This window comes from Streptomyces sp. NBC_01408 (assembly GCF_026340255.1).
In the GTDB taxonomy this organism is placed as follows: Bacteria; Actinomycetota; Actinomycetes; order Streptomycetales; family Streptomycetaceae; genus Streptomyces.
In genome coordinates, this window is sequence record NZ_JAPEPJ010000002.1 from 842,744 (window position 1) to 862,186 (window position 19,443).

Genomic DNA, 19,443 nt, shown 5'->3' on the forward strand with positions numbered 1-19,443 from the left:
GTCAGGCCTCCTTCTCGGGCGTGGTGGTGCGCTGGATGCGGCCGGCGAGCTTGCGGCGGAGCACCGACCGGCGGACCTTGTACGAGCCGGTGACGGGCATGGCCTCCCACTCCCAGAAGCGCACCTGGAGGTCGGGGAGTCCGGCCTCGGCGGCGACGGCGCGGAAGCGTTCGGGGTCGGGCGCGGTGCCGGGGCGGGGGCAGGCGACGGCGAAAACGGTGCTGTCCTCCGTGTCCTCGGCCTTCACCAGGACGAGCTCGACCAGCTCGGGCATGGCCTCCAGGAGGTGGTCCTCCTTCTCCAGGAGGCTGCCGACGCCGTCGACGTGCTCGACGATGCGGTCGAGCAGTTCGAGGGAGCCGTCGTCGAGCTGGCGCCCGATGTCGCCCATCGGCCACCAGGAGTCCTCCGGCGGCATCGGGTCGCCGCCGACGTAGCCGCGCATGCGGCCGGGCGAGCGGGTCTCGATGACGCCGGGGGTGTTCGCCGGCTGCGGGTGGCCGTTCTCGTCGACGATGCGGATCTCCATGCCGCCGCCGGGGTGGCCGACGTTGCGCGGCGAGTAGTCCGCGGACTCCTCGCGGGTCACGATGCGCAGGCAGATGGGGCCGGACTCGGTCTGGCCGTACGCCTGGAAGTAGTGGGCGTTCGGGTGCTCGGAGGCGCCCAGCAGGGCCCGTACGGTGCGCGGGTGCATCGCGTCGAAGGTGCTGATGAACCGCTCGACGTGCTGGAAGGGGCGCTCCGGGTCGTCGGCCAGCGACTCCCACTGGATGTAGACGTTCGGGTGCGTCTCCAGGGAGGTCGGGCGGTGTTCGAGCATCAGGCGCTTGACGTTGGCCGGGTCCGGGTCGGCGATGGCCAGGGCGGGCATCGCGGTCTCCAGGGAGGCCAGCGTGCCGGCGCAGGTGCGGGCGTGGACGAACGACAGGTGCTTGGCGTTCAGGTCGTCGGTCGAGTACTGGTCCCGGAAGATCATGATCATCGGGGCGACCATGCCGAACAGCGAACGGGTCGAGTGCGCGGCCATCTTCGGGGCTCCGGTGGTGCCCGAGGAGTGGGTGATGACGAACCACTCGTCCTCGTCGCGCGGGTTGGCCACGTGCGGCAGCCGGTCCTGCACCGGGACGACCCAGCTCTCCTCGGTCGGCTCCAGACACAGCACGTTGCGCACCAGCAGCCGCAGCGCGTGCCGGGAGTCGGTCAGCCGGGAGAGTCCGAAGGAGTCGACGAGGAGGTACGGGTTCTGCAGGCGGGCGAAGCACTCCAGCAGCTCACCGACCTCCATGGCGGAGGACAGCAGCGCGGGCAGCGCGCCGATCTTGCCGAGGGCGCACATCACGCCCTCGACCTCGATGTGGTTGCGCTGGACCACGGCGACCACGTCGCCCTTGCGGACGCCCGCCGCCCACAGGCGGTCGGCGTAGTCGTCGACGGCCCGAGCGAACTCGGCGAAGTTGCGCACCGGACCGTCGTAGGTCCGCCACGCGGTGTCGGAGAGGAAGGGCGTGTCGGGGTTCTTCTCGGCGGCGACGGTGGGGAGCACTCCGAGGGACGCGGTGGGCTGGGGTATCACGTCGAGGTTGAGTGCGGATATGTCGGGCATTCGTCATCCCTCTGCTCGGCCTGGCTGTTGCTTTCGGGCAGCGCGAACTCCGCCCTGCCACGGGCGCATCGCGCTGGGGTTCGTGGGTTTCGTGAAGCGACTGGAAGCAGCCGACACCAGATAAGAGACGGGATCCGGCCGTCACACTCCACGGGAGTTCGAGTATTTTTCCGGAGCGCCCACCTCCGGCCGGCGGGGCCCTTCCTGACCGGTCCTGACGGGTCCGCGTGACGTGCCCGGGAACGCGTCCGGCCCGGTCAGCGGCCCCGGGGAAGGGGCGGGCCGACCGGGCCGGACGCGGAGCTCAGCGGCCTTCGGAGAACAGCTGCCGGGCCGTCTTGGCCACCAGGTCGGGGCGCTCCTCGTGCAGGTAGTGCCCGCAGTCGGCGACCACTTCGACCCGCAGGTCGTCGGCGTGCCGCCCGCCGCCCGAGAGGACGCTCGGCGGCAGCATGAAGTCACGGGTTCCCGCCATGATCACCGTCGGCGTGGTCAGCCGGTACTTCTTGAAGCTGCCGAGGAGCAGTTTCGCGATGTCCCGCAGCGCGAAGGCCCGGTGCAGCGCCTCACCGGCCCGGGCCCGGTCCGGCTCCTGGCTGGAGCGGACGAACTCGTCCATCACCTCGGGCTCCCAGACCACCGCGTCCGCGACCCCCTTGCGCATCAGGTACCGGGTGAACGCCGGCCGGTTGCGCAGCATCCAGCGGCCCAGCAGCGGCTGTTCCAGCACCGCCGTGTACCAGAACCGCCAGGACTGCGGCATCAGGCGGCGGTGCAGCGGCCACGGGTGCAGCATGTTCAGCGCGAGGAAGTGGCTGAACCGCTCCGGGGCCCGCAGGCAGAGGTGGAAGCCGGTCCACGCGCCCCAGTCGTGTCCGATGAGAGCGGCCCGCTCCAGTCCGAGGGCGTCCATCAGGGCGAGTACGTCGGCCACCCGGCTGTCGGTGTCGTAGCCCCGGGCCGGCGCGTCGGACCAGCCGAAGCCCCGCAGGTCCACGCAGATCAGCCGGTGGTCGCCGGACAGCAGCGGGATCAGCCGCCGCCATCCGTACCAGTGCTGCGGGAACCCGTGGAGCAGGACCACGGGCTTCCCCTCGCCCGCCTCCGCGATGTGCAGCCGCACACCCCGGACCTCGGCGTAGTGGTGGCGGACGCCTTCGAGTTCGGGCATCGGCGGTGTGCGGTCCTGCATGGCAACTCCCAGGATCGGGTGGTCGGGTGGTCGGGTCGCTCGTCAGGAGTCGGCGACCGCGCCAGACGTTCCGCGGGGAAATGTGGGAGAACTCATCGGAACCTTTCGCGGCGCCGCGCCCACGGTCAGCGGGTCGCGCAGAGCTCCGCGACCAGCTGGGCCGTGAGGGCGGTCTGCGCACCGTTCAGGCGCGGATCGCACGCCGTCTCGTAGCGCAGCGGAAGGTCGCCTTCCGCAACTCCCGGTGCGCCGCCCACGCATTCGGTGACATCGGCCGGCGTGGCCTCCAGGTGGATCCCGCCGGGCCAGCCGCGCGCCGTGCGCACCGCGGCGAAGAACCCGCGGATCTCCTCGCCCACCACGTCCACGTGCCGGGTCTTGTGGCCCGTACCGCTGGTGTACGTGTTGCCGTGGACCGGGTCGCACACCCAGACCACGGGGTGCCCGAGCCGGGCGACCGTCTCCACCAGGGGAGGCAGTACGGAGCGCACCGCGTCCGCGCCCATCCGGGAGATGAGGACCAGCCGTCCCGGCTGGTGGTCCGGGTCGAGCCGGGCGCACAGCTCGGCCAGCTGCCCCGGGTCGGTGCCCGGGCCGACCTTCACCCCGACCGGGTTGGCCACGCCCGCCAGGAACCGTACGTGCGCGCCGTCCGGCTCGCAGGTGCGCGCTCCGATCCACGGCAGGTGGGTGGAGGTCAGGCACCAGCTGCCGGTCACCGGATCGCGGCGCACCAGCGGCTCCTCGTAGTCGAGCAGCAGCGCCTCGTGGCTGGTCCACACGGCGGGGGCGCCGCCGGCCGCCGAGTCCTGCATGGCCATGCCCGACTCGGCGAGCTCGCGCAGCAGGGCCAGCACGTCGCGGGCGTGGGCGTGGCCCCGTAGCAGCCGCATCGCGTCGGGTACGCGGGCGGCCGGATCGGGCGCCGGGTCGTTGACCAGGTGCCCGCGGAAGGAGGGCAGTACGAGGTCACCGACCCGTTCGGTGGGCGAGGAGCGCGGCTTGGCGTACTGGCCGGCGATCCGGCCGATCGGGATCACCGGCCGGTGCAGGGCGCGGCCGACGGTCCGGGCGGTGCTGTGCAGCAGGTCGACCCGGGCGGCGGTGCCGGCGAAGGTGGGCGTCTCGAAGGTTTCCGCGCAGTCGCCCAGCTGCACCACGAAGGCCTCGGCGTGCGCGGCCCGGGCGAGCGCCTGGCGCAGGTCCAGGACCTCGCTGGGCTGGACGAGCGGTGCGGTGCCGGCGAGGCGGGCCCGGACCCGGCGCAGCAGGGCGTGGTCGGGCCAGTCGGGCTGCTGGGCGGCAGGATGCAGACGCCAGTCGGACGGCGTCCAGTCCGCCGGCCGCGGCGGGGCGAGCAGGGTGGGTGCGTGCATGACGGGATGACCTCCGTGATGGGTGATGCGGGCGGGGTACGGGGCAGATCGCGGCCCTAGGCAGTGTCTTCAAATGGCTCTGATGGGGGATCATGTGTTGCATGGTGCGTCGTCACGAGCTGTCGGATCTGGAGTGGGAAGCGTTGTCCGCGTTGTTGCCGCGGTCGTCGTCGGGGCGGCCGCGGCTGGACGACCGGCGGGTGCTGAACGGGATCGTGTGGAAGCTGCGGACGGGGTCGGCGTGGCGTGATGTGCCGGAGCGGTACGGGTCCTGGCGGACCCTGTACACGCGTTTCCGCAGGTGGGCGCTGGACGGGACGTTCACGCGGATGCTGGCCGCGGTCCAGGCGGAGAAGGACGCGGCCGGTGACGTCGACTGGCTGGTGTCGGTCGACTCCACGGTCGCGCGGGCCCATCAGCATGCTGCGGGCGCCCGTAAAAAGGGGCGGAGCAGGGGGACGAAGTATGTGATCACGCCCTCGGACGATCCCGAGGCGGACTGACCACGAAAATCCACCTGGCCTGCGATGGTCGCGGCCGGCCGCTCGGCTTCGTCCTCACCGGCGGCAACGCAGCCGACTGCACCCGCTTCGAGGACGTCATGGACACCATCCAGGTCCGCCGGGCCGGGCCCGGACGGCCCCGAACCCGCCCGGACCACGTCCTGGGCGACAAGGGCTACAGCTCCCGCAAGATACGCGCCTACCTGCGCAAACGCGGGATCGGCCACACCATTCCCGAACGCCGCGACCAGAGGACCAACCGATCCCGCAGAGGCCGCGACGGAGGCAGACCGTGCGCCTTCGACAAGGAGCTCTACAAGAAACGCAACGTCGTCGAACGCTGCTTCAACCGCCTCAAGCAGTACCGCGCGATCGCCACTCGCTACGACAAAACCCGCGAGTCCTACCAGGCAGCCGTCACCATCGCGTCCCTGATTCTCTGGCTCAAACCCCTTTGAAGACACTGCCTAGTGCTGTGGCTGTGGCACGGCCCAGCACAGGACGCCCTGCGGGAGCCGCCGTACGCTCACGCGCATCCGCAGCTCGGGACGGCTCGTCGCATGGGCCAGGTATCCGTCGGCGTCGGCCGTGAGGCGCAGGTCGCGCAGGCCGATCAGGTCGGGGCCGAGGAGCGGGCTGAGTGCCTTGAAGGCGGCTTCCTTGGCGGAGTACATCGCGAGCAGCCGCTGCTGGGCCGCGTCACCGGCCTGCTGGAGCACGGCGGTCTCGGCTCCGCGCAGCACCAGGTGGGCCGCTTCCAGGGGCAGGCCGGTCAGTTCGACGTCGACGCCCAGCGCGCGGAACCGGTCCGAGGGACCGGCCACGGCGACGGCGACGCCTTCGGAGTGGCTGATGGACGCCGAGATCCCGGGCGGCAGCAGCGGGCGCGGCCCCTCGAACAGCACCGCGTCCGCGGTGAGCCCCGCCGAGCGCAGCGCGCGGTGCAGCGCGCTGCGGCCGATCAGGAAGTCGGCTCTGCGCCGGGGCGGCATGGCCCTGGCCATCCGGCGCTCGGCCTCGCGCACGGCGACCGGCGGTCCCTCGTGGACGGAGGAGACGCCGAAGCCGAGCCCCGGTATCTGGGGCCGGAAGTGTGTCAGGGCGCGCGGCAGTGTCAGCAGGGTCCCCATGGATCGCACGGCTTTCCTCCCCGTTCCCGGTTGTTCGCGTCTTCGGACTTGCTTGTGCGCGGACTTGCTTGTGCGCGGGCGTACTTGTGCTCGGGCTTACATGCGCGCGGTCCGGCGCGTGCTCGGCCGGCGGCGGCTCACGCGGTGAGCAGCTTCTTCTGCACCTTGCCGGTGGAGTTGCGCGGGAGTTCCTCGATGATCTGGACGTCCTTGGGGACCTTGTACTCCGCCATCCGCTCGAAGAGGTGGCCCAGGATCTCCGTCCGGTCCGCGGCGGCACCGGGGGCCAGGACGACGAGCGCCAGCGGCACCTCGCCCTCGTCGCCGTCGGCGACCGGCACGACGGCCGCGTCGGCGACGGCGGGGTGCCGGCGCAGCACGCGCTCGATCTCGGCCGGGTAGACGTTGCGGCCGTTCCTGATGATGAGGTCGGTGAGCCGGTCGACGAGGTGCAGCCGGCCCTCGCCGTCGAGGCGGCCGAGGTCACCGGTGCGCAGCCAGCCCATGACGGTGGCCGCCGCCGTGGCCGCGGGGTCGCGCCAGTAGCCGCGCATCCGGCCGTCGCCGCGGACCAGGATCTCGCCGGTGTGCCCGGCGGGCAGCGGCCGGCCGTTCTCGTCCGCGATGCGCAGCGACATCCCGGGGATGACCTGCCCGGTGGGCAGTGTCTCGGGCAGTTCCCCGAGCGGGTCGGGGTGTTCGCCGGGCCCGAGGGTGACGATCGGGCCGCCCGCCTCCGTCAGCCCGTACACCTGGCGGAAACCGCATCCGAGGGTGCGGGCGGCCCGCGCGTACAGCTCGACGGGGAGCGGGGCGGCTCCGTAGAGGACCTCGGCCAGCGAATCGGGCAGGGCCTCGTCCGGGTGTCCGGCGAGGTGGTCCAGCACGGCGCGCAGGGTCTCCGGCACCAGCCACAGGTGCGTCGCCTTGTGGACACGGGCCGCCTCGACGATGTCCCGCGGCCGCGGTCCGGCCACCACCAGGGCGGCGCCCGCGGCGAGATGGGCGAAGGCCAGCACGACCGTCCCGTGGAACAGCGGCCCGCTGGTGACCAGTACGCCCTCGGTGGGCGGGGCGGTGGCCGCGAGCCAGCCGAGCGAGATGTCCTTGACCGAACGGTGGTCCACGACCACGCCCTTGGGGCGGCCGCCGGTGGCGGAGGTGTAGAGGATGGCCACGGGGTCGTCGGCCCGCACGTGCGGTTCGAAGGCCTGCTGCCCGCCGCTCTCGCCGGCCCCGCTGTCCGGCCCGTCCTGGAACAGCGGGTCCTCGAAGGCCAGCCGCCAACTGCTCGCGGTCCAGCCCCGATCCGCGCGTTCCAGCAGCGCTCCCTCACCGATGACACCGACGACCTTGGCGTGGTCGACGATCTCCTCGACCTCCCCGGGGACCAGACTCGGGTCCAGGGGTACGAAGACCGCCCCGAGGTGTCCCAACGCGAAGTAGGTCTCGATCACTTCGCTACGGTCCGCCGACAGGACCGCCACCCGGTCCCCCCGCTGCACCCCGCGCGCGTTCAGCCGTCCCGCCAGCGCTTCTACGCGCCCGGCCAGCTGCTCCCAGGTCAGCGAGCGCCGTGCGTCGGCCAGGGCCACCCGCCCGCCGAAGCCCTGCCGATTGCGCTCCAGCAACTGAGTAAGCCACATACCGCCGCTCCCCTTGTACGATGCACACGTATCCTGCTCCTTCGAGGGGAAAGAGGCCGTGTGGCGGAGATGCACTCCCGCCCGGATCCAATTTCTCTCGAAGGTTGTTGCGCGTGGCTGCCCCGGGGCGGGTATTCCGAATAGCTTGACCAGGCAGGGGGATGCTGAGAGTCTCTCCCGCATACGAGACAGAGGGGGCGGTAGCCAGTGACTGGTCCGCTGCACAGCGACTGGCCGGCGGTTGAACTCGATCCGTTGCGGCGCCTCAAGGTCATCGCCTCCGCCTCGAAGTACCCGAGTTACGGCGAGCGTCTGTTTGACGTGCCGTTCGAGCGGCTGTGGGCCGTCGCGAGCGATCTCGAAAAGGAACTCCCGCATATTGTCCCGGGCCTGCGTTCCTTCACCATTACCGGAACCGAGAAGGACCGACTGGCCGGTCAGGCCGTGAGTTCTCTCGGACACCGTGAGCATTTCGATGTGGTGCTGAGGCCGGGCTGGTGCCTGATGCAGAGCAAGGCGCTGGTCGGCGGAATGGCCGCCGTGCCCGAGGGCGGCGGAACGCGATTCGCCTTCTTCAGCAGCCTGCGTTTCCCGGGCGGCCAGGCCGTGGACCGCATACGCCTGCTGCGGGCCGAGCGCCGGACCGGAATGCTCTTCGACCGCCTCCAGCTCCGCGTGGACGCGCGCTCACTCCCAGGCGGAACGGAATGAGCGCCGGGCCCGGAACAGCCGGGACCTGACCGTCCCCACCGGCACCGCGAGAACCCCCGCGACCTCCTGTTCGTTCAGGCCGTCGATGTGGCGCAGGGTCAGCACCACCCGGTGTTCGGGTGCCAGCCTCCCCATGACGTCGGCGATGTCCGAGGCGAGCTGGAGGTCCTCGGGCACCGGCTTCTCGTCCCAGTCCGGTGGTAAGGAACCCTGCCGCTGGCGCTGCTTCGCGTACTTGAGGGCCTCCCGGGCGGCGATCGCGCGTACCCATCCCAGGAATGCCGCGGGCGTTTTCAGCTGATGAATGTTGCGGAATACCGCGATGAGCGCCTCCTGCGCCGCGTCCGCCCCGTCCTGCAATGCCACGGGCCCGCAGATTCGGCCGACGTACGGCCCCACGATGCCGAGCAGCTCGTCCATGGCCAGGGCGTCGCCCCGTTGCGCGCCTTCCACGAGCCGGGCCAGTTCCTCCATATCCCAGCCAACCGTCCGCGCAACATCGGTTTCAGCCACTGCGCCCCCATTGTCGGTATCCCGTTCGCCGGACGGGGGCGGCGTCACGCCATTCGGTTGAGCACGCCAACGCAAAGGTGCTTATTGCATGAACTTTGCTGACGCGTTGCACTTTCGCACTTCACCCGCGAGTAACAATCCGCGGGCAGTCGAAGTTCAGGCGACCAACCCCCGTCGCGCCTGAACTCAGACTCTGCACAACACCGGCCACCCTAGCATCAGGCGGCGATAGTTGGACGGATCCAAATCACTTCCGCAATGCGAGATCCGTATCGCCCATAGCGTTCCAAAGGGGCCACTCGGGCGGAATGCCGCCCGCCGGAAACCGCCGCCGCTACCGCGGCCCCAGCGCCCCGAAGGGGTGCTCCTCCCATACCCGGCGGGACGCGGCCACGGGATCCCCGAGCAGCGCGTCTTCGCAGTCGAACACCTTGGTCAGCCGTCCCGCGGAACGGTATCCGGGCCAGCCCGGATCCCCGGACCCCGCAAACCGTACCCAGGCCGACTGCATCCGCTCCGACAGCGCGCCGGCCTCCTCCGGAGCGGTGTCCCCCAGCATCTGCCGCGCCAGCGGGGCGTCCAGGGTCCCGAGCACCAGCGGCACGTCCAGGCCGTGGCAGGAACCCAGCCGCCCGCCGGACACCGGGGCGGGCCAGCGCAGTTCATAGGCGTACGCCACCCCGCCCGCGGCCGCCTGGGCCTCCAGCAACTGCACCGTGGGCACCCGGCACAGCCAGTCCGACATCACCGTCTCGTACAACTCCTCCGCGCCCGCGCCCGGGTAGGCCTCGCGGTAGGCCCGCTCACCGTCCGGGCCCGGCCCGAAGACCCGCAGGGCCTCGGCGGCCCGCTCCCGCGTCACCGCACCGAACTCGCCCCGCTTGGCCATGAACAGCCGGAACTCCTCCCGGTTGTGACCGAACATCAGGGCCAGGTCGCGGGCCGCGCCCTTCGCGACCGCCTCCCACGGGGTGCACGGCAGCGACTCCCCGTCGACCACCGGGGAGAACATGGTCTCCGTGTGGGCGACGGTGCCCCACCGGTCCGCGTACCGCGCCCGCTCCGCGAACACCGCGTCCGCGGCCCGCACCAGCAGGTGGGGTTCGCCGCCCCGCAGGGCCTCGGCGGTCGCGGCCGAACCCACGCGCGCACCGACGGCCTCCGCGATGCCCGACGCCAGCTCCGGGGTGAAGTACGAACCGGGCACGCTCTGCGCCACCGCCTGGTGGAACAGCCCCTCCGCCGCCGGCATCGCCAGCAGGGCCGCGATCGACCCGGCTCCGGCCGACTCGCCGAAGAGCGTCACGTCGTCGGGCTCGCCGCCGAAGGCCGCGATGTTCTCCCGCACCCAGCGCAGGGCGGCGATCTGGTCGAGCAGGCCCCGGTTGGCCGGGCTCCCGGCCAGCTGCCCGAAACCCTCCATGCCCACGCGGTAGTTGAAGCTGACCACCACGACGTCCCGGCGGGCCAGCCGGGCCCCGTCGTACACCGGGTCCGCCGAGCGGCCGAACACGTAGGCGCCCCCGTGGAACCACACCATCACGGGCAGCCCGATCGCGCCGAGCGCCGGGGACCACACGTTGACCGTGAGGCAGTCCGGAGCCTCCTCCTGGCGGCCCGCGGCCGCCTGCGGGCTCATCCGGTCGTACTGCGGCGGCGGAGGCCCGAACTCCAGCGCGGGCCGTACGCCGTCCCACGCCCGTACGGGCCGGGGCGCGCCGAAGCGCAGCTCGCCGAAGGGCGGGCGCGCGTAGGGGATCCCCCGGAACACGGCGATCCCGTCCTCGACCCGGCCCTTCACCACACCCTGGCCGGTTCGTACCTCGGGATGTTGTTCTCTCTCCAACTTCCTCGGCCCCTTCACAGCTCCAGCAGGCATCGTCGACACCATGAGAGAGGCGCTGCGGGCCCCGGACACTCCCCCCGGTTCCCGAGTCTTCCGCGCAAATATGCAGCCGCGCGGGAGTATCTGCTCCGTTTGGTCCCTCTGTCCTATGAAGCACCGTGCACCGAGCGCCGTCCGGCGCACGGGTGGAGCGATGCCACGCGAGGGAGGAGACCGGCACGTGAGAACAGCCGACCCCGGTGTCCGGCGCCACGAGCTGGACACCCCGCGGCCCCTGGAGCCCGATCCCTGGGAAGCCGCGGCCAGGCTGGTGAGGGCCGCCCAGTCCGGCGACGCCCTGGCCGTCAACGACCTGCTCAACCTGCTGACCCCGTACGTCAGCAGGCTGTGCCGCCCGATCGCCCTGACCGACAGCGCCGACGCGGTGCAGGAGTCCCTGATCGCCGTGTTCCAGGGCCTGCCGCGGCTGAAGGATCCGACCGCCCTCTACGCGTGGGTGCGCACCATCACCGTACGCGAGGCCGTCCGGGTCGCGCGGCGCGCCCAGCGGGAGACCCCGTGGGGCGAGTTCGACGACGTGCCCGGATCGCGCAGCTCGGAGCTGGCCTCCGACGTGCACGACGTACTGCGCCGGATGTCCTCGGAGCACCGTGCGGTGCTGACCCTGCGCGAACTCGAGGGCCTGGACGAACGGTCGGCGAGCGAGATCCTGAACATTCCCTGTGGCACGGTGAAGTCGAGACTGCACCGGGCCCGCGACAGCTTTCGGAAGGCGTGGACGCGATGACCACCGGCTGGCCTACGGCCGCACTCGACCCCGTCCAGCGGCTGCGCGTGATGGCCGCCGGACTGGGCGCCGTCATGTACGCGGAGGAGTACATCGATGCTCCCTTCGACGAGGTGTGGGACGTGGCTAGCGACCTGGAGGGCGAGCTGCCGCACCTGGTGCCGACCCTCCAGTCCTTCCGCATGGTCCCGGGCCTCCGCCCCGGCGCCCCGGAGCGCGGGCAGGGCTGGGCCCACGGCCCCCTCGGCTACCGGGCCAGGTTCGAGGTGCTGCTCCAGCCCGGGTACTGCCTGATGCAGAGCCGGCACGTGGTCGGCGGGATGGCCGCGGTCCCCGAGGGCGACGGGACGCGCTTCGCGGTCCTCGGCGGCGTCCGCGGTGGCCGCGAGGCCAAGGCGCTGAACGCGCTGCGCGCCCTCGGCACCGACCGCGGCCGGCGCATGATCGCCCGCACCCGGCGCCGTGCGTCGGCCCGCGGCACGGTCCGGCCGGGCGCCTCCTGATCCCGGGCGGCCCGGCTCACCCCCGTACGAGGCGGACCGGAAGGGCCTCGACGCTGTTGCCGATGAAGCTGCGCTGGTGCGCGAGACCGGCTTCGGGGACGGCCAGGTCGAGGTCGGGGAAGCGGGAGAAGAGCCGCTCCAGGGCGACGGTGGCCTCCAGCCGGGCGAGCGGGGCGCCCACGCAGTAGTGCGCGCCGTGCCCGAAGGAGAGATGACGGGCGGCCGTGGGGCGGGTGAGGTCGAAGCGGTCGGCGTCCGGGCCGTGGCTGGACTCGTCGCGGCCGGCGGCGGTGTATCCGGCGAGCACCGGGGTGCCCCGCGGGATCACGGTGCCGTCGACGGTCAGGTCGCGGGTGGGGTAGCGGAAGGGGAACCAGCTGACCGGGCCGTCCCAGCGCAGGGTCTCGTCCACCACGTCCGACCAGGTGGCCTTCCCCTCCAGGACGAGGGCGAGCTGGTCCCGGTGGGTGCACAGGGCGCGGACGGCGTTGCTGATGAGGTTGAGGGTGGTCTCGTGGCCCGCGACGAGCATCAGCCGCATGGTGCCGATGAGTTCGGCCTCGCTGAGCCGGTCGCCGTCGCCCTCGCGGGCGGCGATCAGGGCGCTGGTGAGGTCCTCGCCGGGATGTTCGCGGCGGGCGGCGGCGATCGTGCCCATGAGCCCGACGAGCTCGCGTACGGCGGCCATCGCCTCGGCCGGGGCGGTGTCGGTGGCGACGATCACGGTGTGGGACAGGTGGTGCACCCGGCCCCGGTGTTCCGGGTCCACGCCGAGCAGCTCGCAGATGACGCTCATCGGGAGCGGGAGCGCGAAGTGGGTGCGCAGGTCGGCGACCCCGTCGGGGGACGCGGCCGCGGCCCGGCCGAGGTCGTCGAGCAGTGCGGCGGTCAGCTCCTCCACGCGCGGGCGCAGCCGTTCCACCTGGCGGGCGGTGAAGGCCCTGCCGACCAGCGCGCGGAGCCTGCGGTGGTCGGCGTCGTCGGCGGTGTGCATGCCCTGGGCGTCGGCGAAGACCCGTAGCGGCCAGTCCCGGGGGATGCTGCCGTCGTTCAGGGCGGGGCAGTGCCGTGCGTCCTTGGCCACGTCGGGGTGGGCGAGGAACTCCTTCAGGGCCTCGTGCCCCAGGACGACGGCTCCGGGCACCCCGCCGGGGAGCACAACCTGCGCCACGGCTCCCCGGGCGCGCAGCCGCGCGTTGAGGGCGTGCGGGCAGCCGCCGGCCGGGTCGATCGCGTACGGGGCGGTGGGATCGTGGCGCGACAAGCCGTTCTCCTGACCTCGTGGACGGAACCGCTCAACAGTGCGGCTTGGAGGGCGGGTTGTACAAGCCTGCGGGTCGTACGCGGCCGCCCGCCCCGGGCGTCGTAGGGTCGGGTCATGCCGGAATCACAGCGGACTCTTCAAGGCAAGGTCGCCCTCGTGGCCGGGGCGACGCGGGGCGCGGGCCGGGGCATCGCGGTCCAGCTGGGAGCTCGGGGCGCGACCGTCTACGTGTCGGGGCGCAGCACCCGGGGCAGGCGTTCGGAGTACGACCGGCCCGAGACCATCGAGGAGACGGCGGAGCTGGTCACCGCGGCGGGCGGGCAGGGCATCGCGGTGGTCGCCGACCATCTGGTGCCGGAGCAGGTCGAGGCCCTGGTCGGCCGGATCGACGCCGAACAGGGGCGGCTGGACGTCCTGGTCAACGACATCTGGGGCGGGGAGAAGCTCTTCGAGTGGGACAGCACGGTCTGGGAGCACGACCTGGACAAGGGGCTGCGGCTGATGCGGCTGGCGGTGGAGACCCATGCCGTCACGAGCCATTTCGCGGTGCCGCTGCTGCTGCGCGAGCCGGGCGGGCTGGTGGTGGAGATGACGGACGGCACCAGCGAGTACAACACGAGCCGCTACCGGGTCTCGTTCTTCTACGACCTCGCCAAGTCCTCGGTTCTGCGCATGGCGTTCGCCCTGGGCCACGAGCTGGGTCCGCGCGGGGCCACCGCGGTGGCGCTGACCCCGGGGTGGCTGCGCTCGGAGATGATGCTCGACAACTTCGGGGTGACGGAGGAGAACTGGCGGGACGCCCTGGAGAAGGTTCCGCACTTCGGCATCTCCGAGACCCCCTCGTACGTGGGCCGGGCGGTCGCCGCGCTCGCCGCGGACCCGGAGGTGTCCCGCTGGAACGGGCAGTCCCTGTCCAGCGGGCAGCTGGCCCGGGTCTACGGCTTCACGGACCTCGACGGCAGCACGCCGGACGCCTGGCGGTACATGGTCGAGGTCCAGGACCCGGGGCTCCCGGCGGACCCCGACCGCTACCGCTGAGCGGCTACCGGCGGAAGAGGGCCGTCCAGAGGAAGGGCTCGCCGAAGAACGGGGATGCGGCCGGCTCGTCGCGCATGCGCCGCAGTTCGACCTCGGCCAGGTCGGAGAAGATCCAGCGCAGCGACTCCGGCGTGTAGGCGAGCCCGCCGCCGAGACCGGCCGCCTGCCGGTAGAAGTCCGCGTCGGACAGTTCGGAGCCCATGCCTCCGGCGGCGAAGCAGGTGAGGGCGAGGTGGCCGCCGGGGGCGAGGGCGCGGTCGAGGAGCGCGCGGTAGCTGATGCGGCGGTGGGGCGGCAGGTGGTGGAAGCAGCCCGAGTCGTAGATCAGGTCGTACGGTCCGCCCAGCTCGGCCGCGGTGAGCGCGAAGGCGTCGCCGCAGTGGAAGCGGATGTCGGCGCCGGCCTCGCGGGCGCGCTCCTCGGCCCAGGCGACGGCTGCGGGCGACAGGTCGACGGCGTCCACCTCGAAGCCCAGGGAGGCGAGGTGGAGGGCGTTGCGGCCGGGGCCGCAGCCCAGGTCGAGGGCGCGGCCCGGGGTGATCAGGCCGCGGTCGAGGTAGGAGACCAGGTTCTCGTCCGGCTTCGCCACGAAGAACGGCACCGCCTTGGAGCGGTCCGCGTAGAACCCGTCCCACCAGGAGGCGCCGCCGGTCGTCCAGCGGTCGGCCTCCGCGGCGAACAGGCCGTCCAGCAGGCTGAGCACGTCGTCCACCGAGCGTATGTTCCGGTCCATGAACTCCCCTTTCCCAAGGAGACGATCATAGTCGCCGGCAGCACATAAGCCCAGGTCAGAGGCGATTCAAGCCACCCTCGGGCGACTCCTGGGCGGCCTGCTGAGGGCCCCTGGCGCCGGTGCCGGACCCCGCCCCTCCAGCAGGCCGCACGCGAGCTCCCGTACGCCCGCCGAGGGCCGCCAGGAGGGCTCTCCGGGGCGCGCCGGGGCGGCTTTTCGCAACCTCAGGCGCCCCGGCCGGTCCGGGTCTCGATCAGACGGGCCAGCCCGTCCAGGACGCACTGGAGGCCGAAGGCCCCCACCGTCCGCGGGTTGTAGGCGCCGACCGCGCTGCCGACCCGGCCGCCGAGCGGGTAGCGCTCGGGGTCCATGGCCCGCTCCAGCAGCGGGGCGCTGACGGCCCACCACTCCTCGTCGCTCTGCCGGCTGTTGTGGTCGGCGGCGTCGGCGGCGGCCAGGGCGCTGGCGTGGACGAAGCCCAGGAGGTGGGTGAGGGCGGCGTCCATCTCGACGTCGGTGAGGCCGATGCCGTCGAAGGCTGCCAGTTCGTACTCGTACTTCTCGATCACCCCGGGGCCCAGGGGCGGGCGGGTGACGGACAGGTCCGCGAGCCAGGGGTGGCGCCCGAGCAGGTCGCGGTTGTCGTCTGCGACGCGCGTGACCTTCAACTGCCACGACTCCCCGGCGGCGGCCGGCCGGCGCTCCATGTGCAGGTACGCGTCGTCCAGCATGAGGTCGAGCAGCTCGGCCTTGCCCGGGACGTACGTGTAGAGGGTCATCGGGGTGACGCCGAGGCGCTGGGCCAGCGCCCGCATGGTCAGCGCCGCGAGCCCGTCCTCGTCGGCGAGGGCGGTCGCGGCGGCGACCACGGCGTCCACGCTGAGCCCCTGGCGCGGTCCGCGCCGCCCCGGCCGCCGGACCTCCTGGCCCGGGTCCTGCCCCGACGGCCCCGACTGCCCCGACCGCCGCCACAGCAGCTCCAGCGTGCGGACGGGGTCGCCCGCCGAGCTCCGGTCCTTCGCCATCTCCGGCTCCTTCCCCGCCCTATAATTATCTACACCGTATAGAGTACAGCGTATAGAGTAGGCTTGAGACAGTCGCCCTCGCGAGGAGTTCCCGTGCAGACCACCAGTACCGCCATATCCCTGAACGCAGGGCCAGGCGTGAATCCGGCCCACCTCGCCGACGGCCATCAGGTCATCCAGGTCCGCGGAGCCCGGGAGAACAACCTCGCGGACATCTCCCTGGACATCCCCAAGCGCCGTCTCACCGTCTTCACCGGCGTCTCCGGCTCCGGGAAGTCCTCCCTCGTGTTCGGCACCATCGCCGCCGAGTCCCAGCGCATGATCAACGAGACGTACACGGCGTTCATCCAGTCCTTCATGCCCAGCCTCGGCCGGCCGGACGTGGACGGTCTGCACAATCTGAGCGCCGCCATCGTGGTCGACCAGGAGCGGATGGGTGCCAACTCCCGCTCCACCGTGGGCACCGCCACCGACGCCTACACCATGCTGCGGATCATCTTCTCCCGGCTGGGCACCCCCCACATCGGCACCTCCAGCGCCTTCAGCTTCAACGCGCCCGAGGGCATGTGCGCGCGCTGCGAGGGCATCGGCCAGGTATCCGACATCGACGTGGACCAGCTCGTGGACCGCGAGCTCTCCCTCAACGAGGGCGCGATCACGGTCCCGGGCTTCGCCGTGGACTCCTGGTACTGGCAGATCATGGCGAACTGCGGCTTCTACTCCCCCGACACCAAGCTCAAGGACTTCACCGAGCAGGAGTGGGCCGACTTCCTGCACAAGGGCCAGGTGAAGGTGAAGGTCGGCTCGAACAACTTCACCTATGAAGGCCTGATCACCAAGATCAGCCGCTCGTACCTGTCCAAGGACCGCGAGTCCATGCAGGCCCACATCAAGGCCTTCGTGGACCGGGCCGTGGTCTTCGCCGACTGTCCGGACTGCGCGGGCACCCGCCTGTCCGCCGCCGCGCTCTCCTCCCGCATCGACGGGGTGAACATCGCAGAGTGCTCGGCGATGCAGATCAGCGACCTGGCCGCCTTCGTCCGCAGGATCGACGACCCCGGCGTGGCCCCGCTGCTCGCGAACCTGCGCGGCCTGCTCGACTCCCTCGTCGAGATCGGCCTCGGCTACCTCAGCCTGGACCGCCCCTCCGGCACCCTCTCCGGCGGCGAGGCCCAGCGGGTCAAGATGGTCCGCCACCTCGGCTCCTCGCTCACGGACATCACGTACGTCTTCGACGAACCGACCACCGGCCTGCACCCGCACGACATCCGGCGGATGAACGACCTCCTGCTGCGGCTGCGCGACAAGGGCAACACCGTGCTCGTCGTCGAGCACAAGCCCGAGGTCATCGCGATCGCCGACCACGTCGTGGACCTCGGTCCGGGCGCGGGCACGGCCGGCGGGCAGCTCTGCTACAACGGGGACGTGGCCGGGCTGCGCGCATCCGGCACCCTCACCGGCCGCCACCTCGAACACCGGGCGCGGCTGCGGGAGCCGGTGCGCACCCCGCGCGGCCACCTGTCCGTGAAGGGCGCCGACCTGCACAACCTGAAGGACGTCAGCGTGGACGTGCCGCTGGGCGTGCTGGCGGTGGTGACCGGGGTCGCGGGCTCCGGGAAGAGCTCCCTGATCCACGGGTACCTGGCCGGGCAGGACGGGGTGGTGGTGGCCGACCAGTCCCCGATCCGCGGCTCGCGCCGCTCCAACCCGGCGACGTACACCGGGCTGCTGAACCCGATCCGGACCGCCTTCGCCAAGGCCAACGGGGTCAAGGCCGCACTGTTCAGCGCCAATTCGGAGGGCGCCTGCCCGAACTGCAACGGCCTCGGGCTGGTCTACACGGACCTGGCGATGATGGCCGGGGTGGCCTCGGTCTGCGAGCAGTGCGAGGGCAAGCGCTTCACGCCCGAGGTGCTCGCGTACCGGCTGCGCGGCAAGAACATCAGCGAGGTGCTGGACATGCCGGTGGCGGAGGCCCACGCGTTCTTCACCACCGGCCAGGCCCGGGCGATCCTGGGCCGGCTCGCCGATGTCGGGCTGGGCTACCTGCGGCTCGGGCAGCCGCTCAGCACCCTGTCGGGCGGCGAGCGCCAGCGCCTCAAGCTGGCCATCAGCATGGCGGAGAAGTCCTCCACCTACATCCTGGACGAGCCGACGACCGGGCTGCACATGGCTGATGTGGACAAGCTCCTCGCCCTGCTGGACCGGCTGGTGGACGACGGGAACTCGGTGATCGTCATCGAGCACCACCAGGCCGTGATGGCGCACGCCGACTGGCTGATCGACATCGGCCCGGCCGGCGGACACGCCGGGGGCGAGGTCGTCTTCGAGGGCACTCCGGCGACCCTGGTGGCCGAAGCCGACACGCTGACCGCCCGCCACCTGCGAGAGTACGTCGCCTCGTAACCCCCGCCACCAGCACGCGCACGCCGTACGCGGATGAGTACGGCGTGCGCGAGCCGGGCAGGACCCCCACGGCCCCCGGGTCACCGGAGCGCGCCGGCCTCCGGGAACTCCAGTTCGCGGCCTGCGCCGAGCGGGGCGAAGAACCGCTCGACCTCGGCGTTTGTGACGGCCTCCAGGGCGGCCGGCGACCAGCGCGGCCTGCGGTCCTTGTCGACGACCTGGGCCCGGACCCCCTCCACCAGGTCCGGCATGGCCAGCGCGTGGCAGGACACGCGGAACTCCTGGGCCAGCACCCGCTCCAGCGTCGCCGTCCCGGCGGCCCGGCGCAGGGCGGCGAGGGTGACCTTGAGCGCCGTCGGGGACTTGGCCAGGATCGTCTCGGCGGCCTCCTTCGCGGCCGGGTCGCCGTGACCCAGCAGCCGGTCCACGATCTCCTCGACGGTCTGCGCCGCGTAGCAGTGGTCGATCCAGGGCCGGCGGCCGGCGAGGTCACCTGGCTCGGGTGTGGTGGCGTACCTCGGCAGCACCTCGTGGGCGGGGGCCGCGGCGAGCTCGGCGGTGAGGTCGTCGAGCCGGCCGGCGGGGACGTAGTGGTCGGCGAGTCCGCACAGCAGCGCGTCGGCGGCGCCCACGGCGGTGCCGGTGAGGGCCAGGTGGGTGCCGAGCCCGCCCGGGGCGCGGGCGAGCAGGTAGGTGCCGCCGACGTCGGGGACGAAGCCGATCCCGGTCTCGGGCATGGCGACCCGGGAGCGTTCGGTGACGACGCGGACGCCTCCGTGGGCCGAGACGCCGACTCCGCCGCCCATCACGATCCCGTCCATGAGGGCCACGTACGGCTTGGGGTAGCGGGCGATGTGCGCGTTGAGCCGGTACTCGTCGCGCCAGAATGCGGGAGAGGCGGTGGCCCCGGCCTTCGCGTCGTCGTGGATGGCCCGGATGTCCCCGCCCGCGCACAGACCGCGCTCCCCGGCCCCGCGGATCAGGACCTGGTGGACGGCCCGGTCTTGCTCCCAGGCCGTGAGGGCCTCGTCGATCCGCCGCACCATGGGGTGGGTGAGGGCGTTGAGGGCCTTGGGGCGGTTGAGGGTGACCACCCCGGTGCGGCCCTGGATCTCGAACAGGACGGTGTTCTCGGCGCTGTCGTCTGCGGTCTTCACAGCGATC

17 protein-coding genes are annotated in these 19,443 nt (G+C 72.1%); 6 read left to right on the forward strand and 11 right to left on the reverse strand.

What is annotated here, in order from left to right; genetic code table 11:
• Window position 1: 1 nt before the first annotated feature.
• The 3 genes from OG447_RS25935 to OG447_RS25945 form a co-directional block, all read right to left on the reverse strand.
• Window positions 2-1,606 carry a class I adenylate-forming enzyme family protein gene (locus OG447_RS25935; RefSeq protein WP_266939693.1) on the reverse strand — a complete coding sequence of 535 codons (1,605 nt, stop codon included), beginning with the start codon at window positions 1,604-1,606 and terminating at the stop codon, window positions 2-4.
• 304 nt (window positions 1,607-1,910) lie between these two features.
• Entirely contained in the window at window positions 1,911-2,798 is an 888-nt protein-coding gene (locus tag OG447_RS25940) for an alpha/beta fold hydrolase (RefSeq protein WP_266939695.1), read from the reverse strand.
• Window positions 2,799-2,923: 125 nt separating this feature from the next.
• Entirely contained in the window at window positions 2,924-4,174 is a 1,251-nt protein-coding gene (locus OG447_RS25945) for a 3-deoxy-7-phosphoheptulonate synthase (protein WP_266939696.1), read from the reverse strand.
• Between the two features lie 101 nt (window positions 4,175-4,275).
• Here OG447_RS25945 and OG447_RS25950 point away from each other — a divergent pair.
• Window positions 4,276-5,135, forward strand: a protein-coding gene (locus tag OG447_RS25950) for an IS5 family transposase (protein ID WP_266939052.1) whose coding sequence is annotated in 2 segments (ribosomal slippage) — window positions 4,276-4,621 and window positions 4,621-5,135 — 861 coding nt in all. Because the reading frame shifts where the segments join, the coding sequence is not laid out codon by codon here.
• 9 nt (window positions 5,136-5,144) lie between these two features.
• On the opposite strand, the gene OG447_RS25955 is transcribed toward OG447_RS25950, so the two are convergent.
• Both OG447_RS25955 and OG447_RS25960 read right to left on the reverse strand, forming a co-directional pair.
• Window positions 5,145-5,807: a 4'-phosphopantetheinyl transferase gene (locus OG447_RS25955; protein ID WP_266940148.1), complete on the reverse strand. Its 663-nt coding sequence runs from the start codon at window positions 5,805-5,807 to the stop codon at window positions 5,145-5,147.
• A 137-nt stretch (window positions 5,808-5,944) separates the two neighbouring features.
• On the reverse strand, window positions 5,945-7,453 hold the full coding sequence (locus OG447_RS25960) for a class I adenylate-forming enzyme family protein (protein WP_266939698.1): 1,509 nt from the start codon (window positions 7,451-7,453) through the stop codon (window positions 5,945-5,947).
• Window positions 7,454-7,660: 207 nt separating this feature from the next.
• Between OG447_RS25960 and OG447_RS25965 the strand changes: the two genes are divergently transcribed.
• The gene (locus OG447_RS25965) at window positions 7,661-8,164 is read left to right on the forward strand and encodes a hypothetical protein (protein WP_266939699.1); all 504 of its coding nucleotides are present in this window, start codon (window positions 7,661-7,663) and stop codon (window positions 8,162-8,164) included.
• Here the strand turns inward: OG447_RS25965 and OG447_RS25970 are convergent.
• Both OG447_RS25970 and OG447_RS25975 read right to left on the reverse strand, forming a co-directional pair.
• A complete protein-coding gene (locus OG447_RS25970; RefSeq protein WP_266939701.1) occupies window positions 8,141-8,677 on the reverse strand; it encodes an RNA polymerase sigma factor in 537 nt (178 codons plus the stop codon). The genes OG447_RS25965 and OG447_RS25970 overlap by 24 nt on opposite strands.
• Window positions 8,678-9,011: 334 nt before the next feature.
• Window positions 9,012-10,523: a carboxylesterase/lipase family protein gene (locus OG447_RS25975; RefSeq protein WP_266939702.1), complete on the reverse strand. Its 1,512-nt coding sequence runs from the start codon at window positions 10,521-10,523 to the stop codon at window positions 9,012-9,014.
• 220 nt (window positions 10,524-10,743) lie between these two features.
• Between OG447_RS25975 and OG447_RS25980 the strand changes: the two genes are divergently transcribed.
• Window positions 10,744-11,310, forward strand: coding sequence for a sigma-70 family RNA polymerase sigma factor (locus OG447_RS25980; protein ID WP_323181855.1), 567 nt, complete (start codon window positions 10,744-10,746; stop codon window positions 11,308-11,310).
• On the forward strand, window positions 11,307-11,813 hold the full coding sequence (locus OG447_RS25985; protein ID WP_266939704.1) for an SRPBCC family protein: 507 nt from the start codon (window positions 11,307-11,309) through the stop codon (window positions 11,811-11,813). Before OG447_RS25980 ends, OG447_RS25985 begins: the two co-directional genes overlap by 4 nt.
• A gap of 16 nt (window positions 11,814-11,829) precedes the next feature.
• Here OG447_RS25985 and OG447_RS25990 read toward each other — a convergent pair whose 3' ends face one another.
• Window positions 11,830-13,077: a cytochrome P450 gene (locus OG447_RS25990; RefSeq protein ID WP_266939706.1), complete on the reverse strand. Its 1,248-nt coding sequence runs from the start codon at window positions 13,075-13,077 to the stop codon at window positions 11,830-11,832.
• A 114-nt stretch (window positions 13,078-13,191) separates the two neighbouring features.
• On the opposite strand from OG447_RS25990, the gene OG447_RS25995 reads away from it, so the two are divergent.
• The gene (locus OG447_RS25995; RefSeq protein ID WP_266939708.1) at window positions 13,192-14,115 is read left to right on the forward strand and encodes an SDR family oxidoreductase; all 924 of its coding nucleotides are present in this window, start codon (window positions 13,192-13,194) and stop codon (window positions 14,113-14,115) included.
• Between the two features lie 4 nt (window positions 14,116-14,119).
• Here OG447_RS25995 and OG447_RS26000 read toward each other — a convergent pair whose 3' ends face one another.
• Entirely contained in the window at window positions 14,120-14,848 is a 729-nt protein-coding gene (locus OG447_RS26000; RefSeq protein ID WP_266939710.1) for a class I SAM-dependent methyltransferase, read from the reverse strand.
• A gap of 224 nt (window positions 14,849-15,072) precedes the next feature.
• The gene (locus OG447_RS26005) at window positions 15,073-15,873 is read right to left on the reverse strand and encodes a TetR/AcrR family transcriptional regulator (protein WP_266939712.1); all 801 of its coding nucleotides are present in this window, start codon (window positions 15,871-15,873) and stop codon (window positions 15,073-15,075) included.
• A gap of 138 nt (window positions 15,874-16,011) precedes the next feature.
• On the opposite strand from OG447_RS26005, the gene OG447_RS26010 reads away from it, so the two are divergent.
• Complete coding sequence (locus tag OG447_RS26010; RefSeq protein ID WP_266940152.1) at window positions 16,012-18,279, forward strand: excinuclease ABC subunit UvrA; 2,268 nt, start codon at window positions 16,012-16,014, stop codon at window positions 18,277-18,279.
• 80 nt (window positions 18,280-18,359) lie between these two features.
• Here OG447_RS26010 and OG447_RS26015 read toward each other — a convergent pair whose 3' ends face one another.
• Window positions 18,360-19,442: an enoyl-CoA hydratase/isomerase family protein gene (locus OG447_RS26015; protein WP_266940153.1), complete on the reverse strand. Its 1,083-nt coding sequence runs from the start codon at window positions 19,440-19,442 to the stop codon at window positions 18,360-18,362.
• Between the last annotated feature and the right edge of the window lies 1 nt (window position 19,443).

Excerpts from the sequence above, each read along its gene's own strand:
- OG447_RS25935 (WP_266939693.1), bottom strand. The coding sequence starts at position 1,606 with ATGCCCGACATATCCGCACTCAACCTCGACGTGATACCCCAGCCCACC.
- OG447_RS25940 (WP_266939695.1), bottom strand. The coding sequence starts at position 2,798 with ATGCAGGACCGCACACCGCCGATGCCCGAACTCGAAGGCGTCCGCCAC.
- OG447_RS26005 (WP_266939712.1), bottom strand. The coding sequence starts at position 15,873 with ATGGCGAAGGACCGGAGCTCGGCGGGCGACCCCGTCCGCACGCTGGAG.
- OG447_RS26000 (WP_266939710.1), bottom strand. The coding sequence starts at position 14,848 with ATGGACCGGAACATACGCTCGGTGGACGACGTGCTCAGCCTGCTGGAC.
- OG447_RS25945 (WP_266939696.1), bottom strand. The coding sequence starts at position 4,174 with ATGCACGCACCCACCCTGCTCGCCCCGCCGCGGCCGGCGGACTGGACG.
- OG447_RS25960 (WP_266939698.1), bottom strand. The coding sequence starts at position 7,453 with ATGTGGCTTACTCAGTTGCTGGAGCGCAATCGGCAGGGCTTCGGCGGG.
- OG447_RS25985 (WP_266939704.1), top strand. The coding sequence starts at position 11,307 with ATGACCACCGGCTGGCCTACGGCCGCACTCGACCCCGTCCAGCGGCTG.
- OG447_RS25995 (WP_266939708.1), top strand. The coding sequence starts at position 13,192 with ATGCCGGAATCACAGCGGACTCTTCAAGGCAAGGTCGCCCTCGTGGCC.
- OG447_RS25955 (WP_266940148.1), bottom strand. The coding sequence starts at position 5,807 with ATGGGGACCCTGCTGACACTGCCGCGCGCCCTGACACACTTCCGGCCC.